We start from the raw sequence: 13,377 nt of genomic DNA, 5'->3' as shown, positions 1-13,377 counted from the left end.
CCGGAACGAGAACGGCCCCGCGGCGATCCATCCGCCGCGGGGCCGTCCGTCGTCCGTCGAAGGCGGTCAGCCGCTCGCGCCGACGCGCTCGGGCGGCGAGCCGGCCGTCACCTTGCGCTCCACCGGCGGCTGCGCGCTGGGCGCCAGCGTGTGCTCGGGGATGGTGGCCATCGCCCCCTCCTCGATGAAGGCGTAGCGGCCCTTCATCACGTCCTGCGCCAGCTTGTAGGTAGGGTCGTCGGCGTTGTCCCACAGCTGCCCGAACAGCTCGCGGATGCGCAGGCGCGAGCGGCGGCAGAACACGTCCGCCAGCATCGCCGCCTCCTTGCCGTTGGGCCCGTCGCGCATGTCCTGGGCGCGCACGCAGGCGCAACTCATGGCGTACAGCTCGGCGCCGATGTCCACGAAGCGGCCCAGCAGGTGGCCCTTGCGCTCCAGCTTCGCCTGGTACTTGCCCATGGCGTAGAACATGTTGCGCGCCAGCTTGCGCGAGGTGCGCTCGACGTAGCGCACGTGCTTCGCGTTGCGCCCGAACTCGCCGTAGTGGCCGGGGATCTGTCCCCCGCCGAAGAAGCGCTTCGGCAGCCAGCCGGCGTACCAGGCGCCCGCCCTGGCCATCGCGCCGAGCTTCTGGCCGGTGGAGATGCCGGGCTTGATCAGGTCGCCCGCCACGCTCAGGTGCGTGTCGACCGCCTCGCGGGCGATGAACAGGCGCATGATCTCCGACGAGCCCTCGAAGATGCGGTTGATGCGCGAGTCGCGGAACGCGCGCTCCACCGCGATGGGCACCTCGCCGCGCGCGGCCAGCGAGTCGGCGGTCTCGTAGCCGCGCCCGCCGCGGATCTGCAGCAGGTCGTCCATGATCCGCCAGCTGATCTCCGTCGTCCACAGCTTGGCGATGGCCGCCTCGAGGCGGATGTCGTTGCGCGCCTGGTCGGCCAGCGCGCTGGAGAGCTCGGCCATGCTTTCGATGGCGAACGCGTCGGCCGCCATCGCGCCCAGCATCTGCGCCACGGCGTCGTGCTTGCCGATGGGCGCGCCCCACTGCACGCGCTCGGCGGCCCACTTCCGCGCCACCTCCACCGCCACCTTGGCCCCGTACGCCGCGCTCATCGGCAGCGTCAGCCGGCCGGTGTTCAGCGTGATCAGCGCCAGCTTGAGCCCCTTCCCCTCGCCCCAGAGGATGTTCTCGCGGGGGACGCGCACGTTGTCGAACCTGATCACCGCGTTCTGCAGCGCCTTCAGGCCCATGAAGCGGCAGCGGTGGGTGATCTCCACCCCGGGCGTGTCGGTCTCCACGATGAAGGCGGTGATCTGGGGGATCTCCTTGCCGTTCTTCACCTTGTTGGGGGTGCGCGCCATCACCACCAGCAGCTCGGCCACGGTGCCGTTGGTGCACCACAGCTTCTCGCCGTTGAGGATGAAGGCCTCGCCGTCCTCCGTCGGCGTCGCCGTCGTGGAGAGCGCGGCGGGGTCGGAGCCCACGCCCGGCTCGGTGAGCGCGAAGGCGGAGATGGCCCCCTTGGCCAGGCGGGGGAGGTACTTCTTCTTCTGCTCGGGCGTCCCGAACATCTTCAGCGGCTGGGGGACGCCGATCGACTGGTGCGCCGAGAGGAGGGCGGTGAGGTTGCCGTCCTTGCTGGTGACCATGCCGATGGTGCGGCCGTAGCCCACCTGGCTGAGCCCGATCCCGCCGTACTCCTCGGGGATCTTGAGGCCGAACGCGCCCAGGTCGCGCAGCCCCTGCACCACCTCGGGCGGGAGCTCGCCGGTGCGGTCGATCTCGTCGGAGTCGACGTTCTCGTCGAGGAAGGCGCGGAGCCTGGCCATGTAGGCGTCGGTTTTGGCCTTGTCCTCGGGAGCCTGGCGGGGATAGGGGTGGATCAGGTCAAGCCGGAAGTTGCCGAGGAACAGCTCGCGGACGAAGCTCGGCGCGGTCCACTCGGTTTCGCGCGCGGCCTCGGCGACTTCGCGCGACTCCTGTTCGCTCGGCGCGTTCCGGGCGTTCTGGTCACTCATCGAAAACCGTTCCTGGCCAATGGGTTGTGGGTACTCGCCACGCGGATTTCCGGCACCCGCCGGATGCTCCATGATGAAACGTAGAAGTGAGCCCCACTCACGCAATAGCTGCAATCGTGCCAAGGGGTTTACGGTGTTCGGGAGGAGTGTGTGGAGTGCTGGGTGCTGAGTGCTGAGTGCCCAGTGCCCAGTGCCCAGTGCCCAGTGCCCAGTGCCCAGTGCCCAGTGCCCAGTGCCCAGTGCCCGGAACTCAGTGTCTGGGTGACGACGGTGCGGATGAGCGACAGGTTCGCGCGGCCGCCGGCTGGCCCCCTCCCCCGGCCCCTCCCCCGCTGCGCAGGGGAGGGGAGAACTCAGCGCGGCGACATACCTTGCGTGAGGGATGCGCGCCCGGCGCGGTTGGGCACAGTCGTATCGTGCCCTACGGCGCGCGCAGCCCGTTTGGGCGTCTCAGCGCCCAACACGCCCAAATTCTGCTCTTCTAGAAAACCGAACCGCCGCTCCGGATTCGCATCCCGGAGCGGCGGCTCGTTCGATGTAGACCGACCGAATCCTAGCGGCGGCCGACGGAGGTGAGGGTGCGGAGGAGGTCGGCGGCCAGGCCCTCGGTGTCGGCTTCCTCCTGCTCGCCGCCGGCGGGCTCGGTGGCCGTCTCCAGGCCGCGCTTGCGCGAGACCTGGTCGAGCACCGTCTCGGCCTCCATGGCCACCTTGCTCTCCTCGCGCCGCGTGGCCACGTCGCGCGCGGTGCTGGCGGCGCGCTCGGCCCGGCTCCAGTCCTTCAGGCTGGCCGCGCCGCGCGCCAGGTCGAGCAGCGCCTGCGAGGCGCTGGGGCGCGAGTGCCACTCGCCCGCGTAGCTCCAGATCTCGTCCCACGCGCGGTCGAAGTCGGGGCGGCTGCCGGCGCCGCCCGCCGCGCGGCCCAGCTCGGAGGTGTTCAGCATCCGCTCGCCCGGCGTGGCCAGGTGCGGCGCCAGCGCCTGGAACACGGCCAGCGCCTGCGCGAAGCGGCCGCGGGTCATCCAGAAGTACGCCAGGTCGCGCGCCAGCGTGGGCAGCCGCGAGTGCGTGGGCCCGTACGCCTTGAACGCCGCCCGCGCGAACTCCAGCGCCTCCTCGGGGCGGGTGTCGACCACGGTCATGAACAGCGCGTGCAGCGCCCGCCCCTGGATGTCGCGCATCCCGTGGCGCCGCGCGGCGCGCAGGCCCCGGATGTAGAAGCGGCGCGCCGCCGGGAAGTTGCCGCGCTGGGCGTACAGCTCGCCCAGCCCCAGGAAGGCCTCGGAGTAGCTGGCCCAGTCCTTGGCCTGCCGCCCCAGCCCGATCACCCGCCGGAACCAGCTCTCGGCGCGCGCGTACTCCGCCTTGCGCCGCGCCAGCTGCCCCACGCGGAACCCCGCCGCGGCGTTGGTCGGCGCCGCCAGCGCGCCCGCCTGCGAGAAGGCGATGGCGGTGGCCAGCTTCTCCTGCGCGTCGGCCCAGGTCGACACGTCGCGGCAGGCGGACAGGATCTCCTCCTCGGTGATCCTGTCCGGCTCGGCCGAGATGCGCGCCAGCACCCTGAGCGGCGCGTCGATGGCGGCGTCCACCCCCGCCTGGTCCAGCTGCCGCAGGCGCTGCTCGTGCGCGCCCTCCTGGAACAGCTCGGCGCGCTCGGCCGGCTCGCGGCCGCCCGCCCACAGCGTCACGTCGCGCATGGACTGCCACAGCGCCAGACCGACGGCCCCGGAGAACTCGTCCAGCATCTCCGTGCCTTCCAGCGTCTCGTTGCCGTGCACCAGCGCGGGCGGAACGTGCCACCGCCAGCGGCGGCGCGGCTTGCGCGCGGGCGTTCCCGGTTGTGGTACGGCCATTCGACGGGGCTCCGACAGGATGTGGATGCTGCCGGCGCGCCCGCCCTGGGGGTACGCCGGACCCGCGTAGAGGCTGAGATACCGCCACGATGCACACCGATGTGCATCGTGCTCCACGCCCGGCGCAAAGGGAGCGCTGGCGGGGAAGTGGCTATTTACGCGTGTGAATGAATAATGTGCTTGGCGCTCCTGTATCGCCAGAGGTTCGTGCGGCGATGCGCCCGCGGCGGGGCGCTGCTACAGGGTGCACCGGCTCGCCCCACTGCGTGATTCCCTGACGCCGCGCGGTTTTATCCCCCACAACTGTTCCGCCTCGTCCTGGTGGAAACGCTACCACCGGAGATGCCGCGCCCGGGGCGCCAGCCGCGGCGAAGCGGCGTCCATACCGTCGTTTCCGCGCCGGATGTAGGGAGATCGGAGATGGAGAAAATCGGCGGATTCTCACAGTCCCGCCCTTCTCTGAACGTGAGCCGCAACGAGGCTCAGCCGAGTAGGCGCGCGGCGAGGTACGCCACCCCGCCGCCGCCCAGCGTCACGCGCACGTTGTCGTCGACGGGAAGATCGAGGAACTCGAGGGTGGCCGCGGCCGCGGCGCCCGCGGCCGCCGCGGCGAGCGGCACACCAGCATCCAACCACGTGACAAGTCCCGCCACGCCGATGTTAACGGCCAGCCCCGCGGCGAAGCCCTCCCAGCTCTTTCCCCAGCGCGTCCGCCGGCGGCCCCACCGCTTGCCGGCCAGCGCCGCCGCCGCGTCGCCGAAGCCGTTGAACAGCATGGCCATCACCGCGATGGGGCGGGGGAAGAGGAGCACGGCCAGCGCGTACGCCACCGCCATGTACGTGGCGCCGGCGAAGCGGCGGCGCTCGTGGTGGCGCAGCATCCGCCGGGTGTAGCGCAGGAACCAGTAGCGGGGCGCCCGCCAGCGCAGCCGCGCCGAGTCCACCGCGATCGCCACGGCGGCGGCGGGGAGGAGGACGGCCAGGGCGAGCCACCGCGGCGCGACCCACACCAGCAGCGGCAGCACGGCGGAGGAGACGTGGATCGCCTTGCGCGCCAGCTCGCGCCGGATCCGCGGCCGTGCGGGCGCGGGGACCGGCATCATCCCGCCCATCGGGATCGCATCGCCTTCCTCCGTCGGTTCTGTCATCGTCGAGCCGATTGCGTGCGGCGGGGATGCACGGCGGGTCAATCTCCCCTGAAGAACTCGATCAGCAGCGAATTTACACGCTCGGGATCGTCCGCCATCACCCAGTGGCTGGCGTGGGGGAGCCGCTCGACGCGGAGATCGGGGACGTAACGCTCCAGCCCGTCGAGGTTGTGGAGGTCGAGCGCCCGGTCCTTCTCGCCCCAGATCACCAGCGTCGGGGACTCGACGATCCGCCGCGGGCGCTTCTTCTTCGTCCCCATCCGCCGCACGAGGCTGCTGCGGTAGGCGCGGTAGTAGTTGAGCGCGGCGGTCAGCGCGCCCGGGCGGCGCAGCGCCTCCTTGTAGCGCGCGATGTCCTCGTCGCTGAAGGCGCCGGGGGTGGCCGTGCCGCGGAAGAGCCGCTCCAGGGCCCTGAAGTTTCCCGCGCGGATGGCCGCCTCGGGAAGGGCGGGGAGCTGGATGGCCATGGCGTACCAGGCGCGCAGGAACTGCCGCGGCCGGCGCATCTCTCTCGCGAAGATGGTGGGGTGCGGCGCGTTGATGATCGCCAGCCGGCCGACGATCTCCGGGCGGCGCATGGCCGCGTGCCACGCCACCACGCCGCCCCAGTCGTGGCCGGTGAGATGCGCCCGCTCCGCGCCCAGATGGCGGACCAGCGCGGCCACGTCCTCCAGCAGGATGGAGACGCGGTAGCTGCTGGCGCCGCGCGGCTTCGCGCTCAGGTTGTAGCCGCGCATGTCCGGCGCGACCACGCGGAAGCCCGCCGCGGCCAGCGCGGGGATCTGCCGGCGCCATCCCCACCAGAACTCGGGGAAGCCGTGCAGCAGCACCACCAGCGGGCCGTCTCCCTGCTCCACCCAGTGCAGCCGCACGTTGTTGACCACCGCCTCGTGGTGCGCCCACGCCTCCGCCATACGCCGCCTCCCGTCATCTACAGGACAAGATGGAGATGAAGATGCGGGGCGGGGCAAGTGCGGGGCCGCGCCGCCGCTTGCGTGCGCGCCGCGCGCGGCGGCAGATTGGGCGCCGCCCGAGACCCGATCTCCCGATCCCGCTGACGTGGCGCATGGCGGCCGTGCCGGTGCTGGTGTTCACGGACTTCACGAGCCCGTTCTGCCACGTCGCCGAGGCCGCGCTGCGCCGCCTGGAGGGCGAGGGACTGGCCGCGCCGCGCTACGCCGCCTTCGAGCTGTACCCGGCCGGCGCCGCGCTCCCCGCCGCGCCGTTGCCCGACGAGATCGCGGCGGCGCGCCCGCTGGCTGACGAGCTGGGGATCGCGCTCGCCGCGCCGGGGGCGATGCCGCGGACGCGCAAGGCGCACGAGGCCGCGAAGTTCGCCGCCGCGCGCGGGGTGGAGCGGGAGATGCGCGAGGCCGTCTTCGCCGCGTACTTCCGCGACGGGCGCGACGTGGGGCGCATCGACGTGCTGGTGGAGCTGGGCGCGGCGCTGGGGCTCGACGCCACGGAGCTGAAGGTGGTGCTGGACGTCGATTCGCTGAGCGGCGCCGTGGCGGCCGACGAGGCGCTGGCGCGGCGGCTGGGGATCGCCGCGGTGCCGGCGCTGGTGGTGGGCGCGGGGGCCGACGCGGAGCTCGTCACCGGCGCGTTGCCGTACGCCGAGCTGCGGGCGCTGCTGGAACGGAAGCAGGGAGGGGGCGATCGTCCCTCTCCGGAACGATAGCAGAGGATAACGACAGATGTCCGACTACGAGCGGAGCACCGTGCTCCCCACGCGCGAGGTTCTCGCCAAGGCGCACGAGATCCTGACCGAGCGCGCCGAGCTGCAGCGCAGCGAGGAAACGGCCCACCGCGTGACCTACACCGGCGGCGAGGGCACGGTGACGCTGGAGGCGCACCGCCACGGCCCGTCCACCGTCGTCACCATCCGCACCGACCGGCTGCGCACCTCGAAGGTCGACGGCGTGGTGCGCTACCTGATGAACCAGCTCCCCTACCAGTGGGGCGACCCGCCGCGCGAGTAGCGCCGCGGCGTATGCCACGACAAGGACGGGGCGAGACGGCGGTGATCTCGCCCCGTCCTTGTGTCATCCCGGTTTGGAAGATGGCCGTGCACACCGCGAAGGCTGTCATTCCGAGGGCGGCCAGGCCGATCCTGCGTCCGCTCCGTGGGCCGCAGCCCGAGGAATCTGTGGCCTGCGTACGAGCAGGAAGCCGCCTGTCGCTCGTGTGCGGATCATAGATTCCTCACGGAGCCGCCAACCGCCGGTGCGGTGGAAAGGCCGGTGCGGCGGCTCCGTTCGGAATGACATGCTGGCCTGAATGCATCGTTCATCGTCAGAAATCCTTCCCGCTGCGTGATTACCCGAAGCCCGGCGGCGTGCGCTTGTGGAAGTCGGTGCGCTGCTGGACCTGGTGCGCGAGCGCGACCAGCACCTGCTCGTCCCACGCGCGGCCGGTGAGCGACAGCGACGTCGGCAGGTTGTCGCGCCCGAAGCCGTTGGGGAGCGCGATGCCGGGGAGCCCGAGCAGGTTCGCCGCGCCGCTGATCGGCTCGCCGCCGCCGGCCAGGTCGCTGTATGCCTCGCTGAACTTCTTCCCCACGGGGAAGGAGACGGTCGGGCGCGTGGGATGGACGACCGCGTCGAATCCCCCCTCCACGAAGAAGCGGTCCATCGCCACCGCGGCGGGGGTGCGGATGCGCAGCGCGCGCAGGTAGTCCCTGGCGAACACCACCTGGCCGGGGTAGCCGCCGATCTGGTCCTCGGGCGCGGTGAGCTGGTGCACGCGCCCGCTGTCCACCAGCTCCTCGAAGATGCTGGCCGCCTCCGCGTCGATGATCACCCCCGCCGCGGCGCCGTAGGGGAACCGCGGCAGCGTCACGTCGCGCACGATCTCGGCGAAGCCCGACAGCACCTCCACCGAGCGCTCGAAGTTGCGCTTCACCTCGGCCTGCGATCCCTCCGCCAGCCCCTTCAGCACGCCGATGCGCGGCCGGCGCCCGCGCGGCAGCGCCAGCGAGGCGCGGTACGGCCGGTCCGCCGAGTTGTGGTCCGCCGGGTCGGGCCCGGCGATGGCCTGCAGGATCAGCCCGGCGTCCTCGGCGGTGCGGCAGAGCGGGCCGATCTTGTCCATCGTCCAGCTGAGCGCCATCGCCCCCGCGCGGCTGACGCGGCCGTACGTGGGGCGCAGGCCGGTGACGCCCGAGAACGCGGCCGGGGTGACGATCGATCCCCACGTCTCCGAGCCGATGGCGAAGGGGACGAGCCCGGCGGCGACGGCCGCGCCCGGGCCGCTGGACGAGCCGCCGCTCCAGAACTCCGGGTTCCAGGGCGTCCGCCCTGGCCCGGTGAAGCTGGCGTTCGCCTGCTCGTAGCCCATCCCGCCGGCCAGCTCGACGGACGCGAGCTTGGCGACGAGGACGGCGCCCGCCGCCTTGAGCTTCGCCACCACGGTCGCGTCGGGGAAGCGCTGCTCGCGATACGGCTGTGCGCCCCAGGTGGTGGGATAGCCTTCCGCCGCAATGAGATCCTTCGCCCCGTACGGCATGCCGTGCAGCGGCCCGCGCCAGCGCCCGGCGGCGATCTCGCGCTTCGCGGCCCGCGCCTCGGCCAGCGCGCGCTCGCGGGTGACGGTGACGACGGCGTTCAGCCGCGGCCCCAGCGTCTCCAGCCGCTGCAGGTACGCCTCCGCCAGCTCCACCGGGTCCAGCCGCCGCGCGCGGATCCCCTCCGCCAGCGCGGAGACGGGCTGGAACAGCGTCTCCGTGGGGATCATCGGTCACCCCCGCGGTACGCGCGGAAGGTGAACGCCGGCTCGGTCTGGATGGGGATCTCGAACTGCCGCAGCGCCCGGGCGGCGCGCAGATTCCCCTCGATCCCCCTGCGCACCTCCTCCCACTGCGCCTCGGTCAGCCGGTCGCGGTACTTCACCTTGAGCGCCTCGGTGAGGTGGATGGAGACGGGGTCGGGCGCCTGCTGCTGCCCCTGCTGCGGCGGCGCCGACGGCGCGACCGGGGCCGCCGGCGCGGCGACGGGACCGGCGGCGGGCGCGGGCGATGGCGCCGGCCCGGGCGCCGACGAGCACCCGGCCAGCGGCGCCAGCACCGGCGCCGCCACGGCGAGGGCGGCCGCCTTCGCGAACTGACGGCGCGTGGTGGGGAGATCCAGGGGCGAAGGTTCCTCGGGCATGCAGGCTCCTCCCAACGGGCGTTCGGCGGATTGTATCCAGGAGATGGAGATCAACCTGCGCGCGCGCCCGAGACCCCGCAAGCGAGCCAATTTCATCCCATCGCATGGGAGAGATCCGGACGAGCGGGCGATCCGGACGTGGCGGTGAGATTTGGACAGGCGGGTAAACCCGCGGCTGGAACGTTGGAAAGCCTCGCAAACCGCGCGAGGCTTCAACTGCACTCGGACGATGCGGCCGCGCGGGTGGCCGCCATCCCGCACCGCAGCCCGCGGCCGCAGCCTGCGCAGCAGGCTTCCCAATGTTCCAGCCGCGGCTTCAGCCGCCCGTCGAAAACTCGGCGAATCGCGGAACATCTACCTTGCACAAACGCCTGTATCGACTACACTTCCGCCGTGTCGGCGAGCGGGGAGGTGGCTCACTTCTTGCCCGCCGCGAACGGTTGGCGCGGGCCCGGAAAGGCGGGCGGCGCATCGACCCGACACCACCGTCCGCCGGGCCCGATCACGGGCGAGGGGGGATCACCTTGGCCGCCGACGAATCGAAGGGCACCATCCTGGTCGTGGACGACAATCCCGACAACGTGGAGATCCTGCGCGCGTTCCTGGAGTCCCGCGGCTACGCGGTCACCCTGGCCTCCGACGGCCGTGCCGCGCTGGCCCGCATGGAGCAGGTGCGGCCCGACCTGGTGCTGCTGGACGTGATGATGCCCGGGATGGACGGCTGGCAGGTGTGCCGCACCATCAAGAACCACCCCGAGCTGGGCGCCACCACCCGCGTGGTGATGGTGACCGCCAAGGGCGCCTACGAGGACAAGTTCGAGGGGCTGCGCTCCGGGGCCGACGACTACGTGGTGAAGCCGGTGGACTTCAAGGACCTGCTGGAGAAGGTCGAGCGCAACCTGGCGGCGCGGGGCAGCGCGGCGTGAGAATTGTCGGATACGCCGGCGACGCCGGGCTGCAGGAGGCGCTGGCCGCGGCGGGGGCCCGGCTGGGGGCGGAGGTGGTGACGGTGAACGCGGGCGAGTGGCCGGCCGCCGACAACGCCGACCAGCTCGTTCCCGTGCTGCGCACCCACCCCGACGCGGTGGTGTTCGAGATGCGCGCGCAGCTGCTGTCCAGCGTGCGCGACGAGACCCGCGCCCGCGGCATCCCCCTCGTCGCCGCCTGCCGCGGCGAGGAGGACGTGCGCCGCGCCGTGCGCTGCGGCGTGGAGGAGTGGCTCCTCCTTCCCGCCACGCCCGACGAGCTGCACGCCCGGCTGTGGTCGCTCGGCTTCCGCCCGCGCTCGCTGGGCGACCAGCCGCCCGGCGAGCTGGCCGACCACCTCCGCTACGAGGAGCTGCTCTACGACCGCTACACCGGCTTTCCCACGCTGCCGGTGATGCTGGAGCGCGGCCGCGAGCTGCTGGAGCGGCGCGGGCGGATGACCGTGCTGTACATCGAGTTCGTGCGCTACAGCAAGCTCGAGGAGATCTACGGCTGGGAGAAGCTGGACGAGGTGCTGCAGACCACCGCCGCGGCCGTGCGCGACTTCTACGACGCGCGCCGCGGCGAGGAGGAGAACATGCTCATGGTCTCGCACACCGGCGACGACGACTTCATCTTCTTCACCGATCTCCCCGAAGCGGTGGGCGAGGCGGAGCGGCGCATCAACGAGATCGCCCGCGAGCTGGAGGAGCACGTGCGCGGGCGGCTCGAGGCGGCGCACGGCGAGGACGTGGCCGGGCTGTTCGAGATCTACGTCGGTTCCGCCACCCTCTTCCGCAACCCCAAGATCCGCCCCGAGCGCATCATCTACCGCGGCATCCGCGAGGCGGCGGCCGCCGCGCGCGGGGTGGAGAGCCGCGAGCGCAGCCGGAAGGTGGCCGACCTCAAGGAAACCATCCGCGAGGGCGCGGTCTACATCGTCTATCACCCCATCGTGGTGACGGAGACCAAGCAGGTCTATGGCTACGAGGCGCTCGCGCGGGGAACGCACCGGGGGCTGCGCTCGCCCGAGGTGCTGTTCGGCGTGGCCGAGGAGGCCAACCTCATCTGGGAGCTTTCGCGCCTGTGCCGGCGCAAGGCCGTGGAGGGGATCGACACCGCGCTGGCGCCGGGGCAGTTCCTCTTCCTGAACATCGACCCGCACGACTTCCGCGACCCCACCTTCCGCTACCTGGACGACGAGGACCTGAACGTTCCCCATCCCGACCGCATCGTGCTGGAGATCACCGAGCGGACGGCGATCACGGACTATCCGACGTTCCAGGGCTACCTGCAGGAGTTCCGCGAGCGCGGCTTCCGCTTCGCGGTGGACGACGCGGGGAGCGGCTACGCGGGGCTGGGGAGCATCGCCAACCTGGCGCCCGACTTCATCAAGCTCGACATCTCGCTGATCAGCGGGATCGACACGAACTTCATGAAGCAGAACCTGGTGGAGACGATGGTGCAGTTCGCCAACGACCACGGGATCAAGGTCATCGCCGAGGGGGTGGAGCGCGAGGAGGAGTACCAGACGGTCAAGCAGATCGGCGTGCACCTGACCCAGGGCTTCCTCTTCCACGATGGCCAGTCGCGCACCCCGCCGGCGAAGGCCTGACGAGCCAGAGTCTCACGCGGAGACGCGGAGGCGCGGAGAACTCATCGCCGGGATGGGTTTCTCCGCGCCTCCGCGTGAGGCCCGTGGTTCAGACATTCGAGGACACAGCCGCAGTCGCGTCCCGCCGTCGCTACGGCGCTGGCACGCGGCTCGCGCGCTGCATCGTCTCGTCAGGACCGCGCCCCGATCCAGACGCTTGAGAGGACATGTCCGTCGAACCCCAATCTTCCGTACAGGATGCGCCGGTGGGCGGCATGCCCGCGCCGCCGGTGGAGCAGCTTGCCCGCCTCCTCGACGCGCGCCGCGGCGAGCGCCACATCGTGGCCATCCAGGACTTCCCCGATCCCGACGCCATCTCCAGCGCCATGGCGTACCGGGAGATCGCGGAGATGTTCGGCATCTCCAGCGACATCGTGTACGACGGGCAGATCAGCCATCCCGAGAACCTGGCGCTGGTCAACCTGCTGGAGATCAACCTCCACCGGCTGGACGCGGACGTCGACCTGGAGCGCTACGCGGCGGCGGTGTTCGTCGACAACCAGGGGAGCACCACCCGCCTCACCGAGCGGCTGAAGGCGAAGGGGATCCCCACGCTGGCGGTGATCGACCACCACGACCCGCAGGACCTGCTCGACCCCATCTTCAGCGACATCCGGCCGCTGGGGGCGGCCGCCACCATCTTCACCGAGTACGTGCAGAGCGGCGCCATCCTCAAGCTCGACCCGGCCGACGAGTCGCACGTGCGGCTGGCCACGGCGCTGATGCACGGGCTGCACAGCGAAAGCGACGGCTTCGTGCGCGCGGGGCCGCCCGAGTACCAGGCGGCGGCGTACCTGAGCCGCTTCATGGACAGCGACCTGCTGGAGAAGGTGCTGTGCGTGCAGAAGTCGCATGCCACGCTGCGGGTGATCGAGAAGGCGCTGGGCGGGCGGACAGTGCGCAACGGCTTCTCCATCGCGGGCGTGGGCGCGGTGCGCTGGGCCGACCGCGACGCCATCCCCCAGGCCGCCGACTTCCTGCTGAGCGAGGACCAGGTTCACACCGCCATCGTCTACGGCCTGCTGGCGGGCGACGACGGGCGCGAGGCCATCTCCGGCTCCCTGCGCACCAACAAGCTGACGCTGCGGGTGGACCGCTTCCTCAAGGACGCGCTGGGCGAGGACATGCGCGGCCGCCCGTACGGCGGGGGGCGGACCCGCGCCGGCGGGTTCGAGATCGACTGCGGTTTCCTGACGGGCGACGAGGACGACGGCGAGCAGCAGCGGCTCAAGTGGCAGCTCTACGACCGCCGCATCCGCCGCAAGCTCTTCCGCGCCGCGGGCGTGGAGGACCTGGACTACGTCCTCGCCCGCGCGAGCGACGCGGAGGACGACGAGGAGCGGTGAGTCGGCGACGCCGGGGGATCGCAGGCGGGTAAACCCGCGGCTACAGGAAAATGGAAAGCCTCGCAAACCGCGCGAGGCTTCAACTGCTTTTGGAGGATGTGAGTGATACCAACTCCGGGTGAAGTATAGGTGCGTCCCACCGAATCTCGTGCTGCCGCGATTATAGATCCTTCGGCCTGCAAACGCTTGCGCAGACGCTGATTACGGTCTGGCCGGCCTCAGGATGACGTCAGCTTGGGATCAG

General features: G+C 71.5%; 11 protein-coding genes. 5 read left to right on the top strand and 6 right to left on the bottom strand.

Going from position 1 to position 13,377, the window contains the following annotated elements; translation table 11 throughout:
• Positions 1-66: 66 nt before the first annotated feature.
• The 4 genes from VF092_14665 to VF092_14650 form a co-directional block, all read right to left on the bottom strand.
• Positions 67-2,019 (bottom strand): acyl-CoA dehydrogenase family protein, encoded by a 1,953-nt coding sequence (locus VF092_14665; protein HEX6748537.1) that lies wholly within the window; start codon positions 2,017-2,019, stop codon positions 67-69.
• Between the two features lie 553 nt (positions 2,020-2,572).
• Positions 2,573-3,871: a tetratricopeptide repeat protein gene (locus VF092_14660; protein HEX6748536.1), complete on the bottom strand. Its 1,299-nt coding sequence runs from the start codon at positions 3,869-3,871 to the stop codon at positions 2,573-2,575.
• Between the two features lie 482 nt (positions 3,872-4,353).
• A complete protein-coding gene (locus tag VF092_14655; protein ID HEX6748535.1) occupies positions 4,354-5,019 on the bottom strand; it encodes a hypothetical protein in 666 nt (221 codons plus the stop codon).
• A gap of 38 nt (positions 5,020-5,057) precedes the next feature.
• Entirely contained in the window at positions 5,058-5,933 is an 876-nt protein-coding gene (locus VF092_14650; GenBank protein HEX6748534.1) for an alpha/beta hydrolase, read from the bottom strand.
• A 152-nt stretch (positions 5,934-6,085) separates the two neighbouring features.
• Between VF092_14650 and VF092_14645 the strand changes: the two genes are divergently transcribed.
• Together VF092_14645 and VF092_14640 are read left to right on the top strand one after the other, a co-directional pair.
• Positions 6,086-6,700, top strand: a complete 615-nt coding sequence (locus VF092_14645) for a DsbA family protein (GenBank protein HEX6748533.1) — start codon at positions 6,086-6,088, stop codon at positions 6,698-6,700.
• Between the two features lie 16 nt (positions 6,701-6,716).
• The gene (locus VF092_14640; protein HEX6748532.1) at positions 6,717-7,001 is read left to right on the top strand and encodes a hypothetical protein; all 285 of its coding nucleotides are present in this window, start codon (positions 6,717-6,719) and stop codon (positions 6,999-7,001) included.
• A 337-nt stretch (positions 7,002-7,338) separates the two neighbouring features.
• Here the strand turns inward: VF092_14640 and VF092_14635 are convergent, their stop codons facing one another.
• Together VF092_14635 and VF092_14630 are read right to left on the bottom strand one after the other, a co-directional pair.
• The gene (locus VF092_14635) at positions 7,339-8,754 is read right to left on the bottom strand and encodes an amidase (protein HEX6748531.1); all 1,416 of its coding nucleotides are present in this window, start codon (positions 8,752-8,754) and stop codon (positions 7,339-7,341) included.
• On the bottom strand, positions 8,751-9,167 hold the full coding sequence (locus VF092_14630) for a hypothetical protein (GenBank protein ID HEX6748530.1): 417 nt from the start codon (positions 9,165-9,167) through the stop codon (positions 8,751-8,753). Before VF092_14630 ends, VF092_14635 begins: the two co-directional genes overlap by 4 nt.
• 524 nt (positions 9,168-9,691) lie before the next feature.
• On the opposite strand from VF092_14630, the gene VF092_14625 reads away from it, so the two are divergent.
• The 3 genes from VF092_14625 (at position 9,692) to VF092_14615 (ending at position 13,133) form a co-directional block, all read left to right on the top strand.
• Entirely contained in the window at positions 9,692-10,093 is a 402-nt protein-coding gene (locus VF092_14625; GenBank protein HEX6748529.1) for a response regulator, read from the top strand.
• Entirely contained in the window at positions 10,090-11,748 is a 1,659-nt protein-coding gene (locus VF092_14620) for an EAL domain-containing protein (protein HEX6748528.1), read from the top strand. Before VF092_14625 ends, VF092_14620 begins: the two co-directional genes overlap by 4 nt.
• A 206-nt stretch (positions 11,749-11,954) precedes the next feature.
• On the top strand, positions 11,955-13,133 hold the full coding sequence (locus VF092_14615) for a bifunctional oligoribonuclease/PAP phosphatase NrnA (protein HEX6748527.1): 1,179 nt from the start codon (positions 11,955-11,957) through the stop codon (positions 13,131-13,133).
• Positions 13,134-13,377: the final 244 nt, after the last annotated feature.

It is taken from the genome of Longimicrobium sp., assembly GCA_036377595.1.
GTDB lineage: Bacteria > Gemmatimonadota > Gemmatimonadetes > Longimicrobiales > Longimicrobiaceae > Longimicrobium.
This window is presented reverse-complemented; position numbering and strand designations above follow the sequence as displayed.

Coding starts and splice junctions, on each gene's coding strand:
- VF092_14655 (HEX6748535.1), bottom strand. CDS start 5,019: ATGACAGAACCGACGGAGGAAGGCGATGCGATCCCGATGGGCGGGATG.
- VF092_14650 (HEX6748534.1), bottom strand. CDS start 5,933: ATGGCGGAGGCGTGGGCGCACCACGAGGCGGTGGTCAACAACGTGCGG.
- VF092_14635 (HEX6748531.1), bottom strand. CDS start 8,754: ATGATCCCCACGGAGACGCTGTTCCAGCCCGTCTCCGCGCTGGCGGAG.
- VF092_14630 (HEX6748530.1), bottom strand. CDS start 9,167: ATGCCCGAGGAACCTTCGCCCCTGGATCTCCCCACCACGCGCCGTCAG.
- VF092_14645 (HEX6748533.1), top strand. CDS start 6,086: ATGGCGGCCGTGCCGGTGCTGGTGTTCACGGACTTCACGAGCCCGTTC.
- VF092_14640 (HEX6748532.1), top strand. CDS start 6,717: ATGTCCGACTACGAGCGGAGCACCGTGCTCCCCACGCGCGAGGTTCTC.
- VF092_14660 (HEX6748536.1), bottom strand. CDS start 3,871: ATGGCCGTACCACAACCGGGAACGCCCGCGCGCAAGCCGCGCCGCCGC.
- VF092_14665 (HEX6748537.1), bottom strand. CDS start 2,019: ATGAGTGACCAGAACGCCCGGAACGCGCCGAGCGAACAGGAGTCGCGC.
- VF092_14615 (HEX6748527.1), top strand. CDS start 11,955: ATGTCCGTCGAACCCCAATCTTCCGTACAGGATGCGCCGGTGGGCGGC.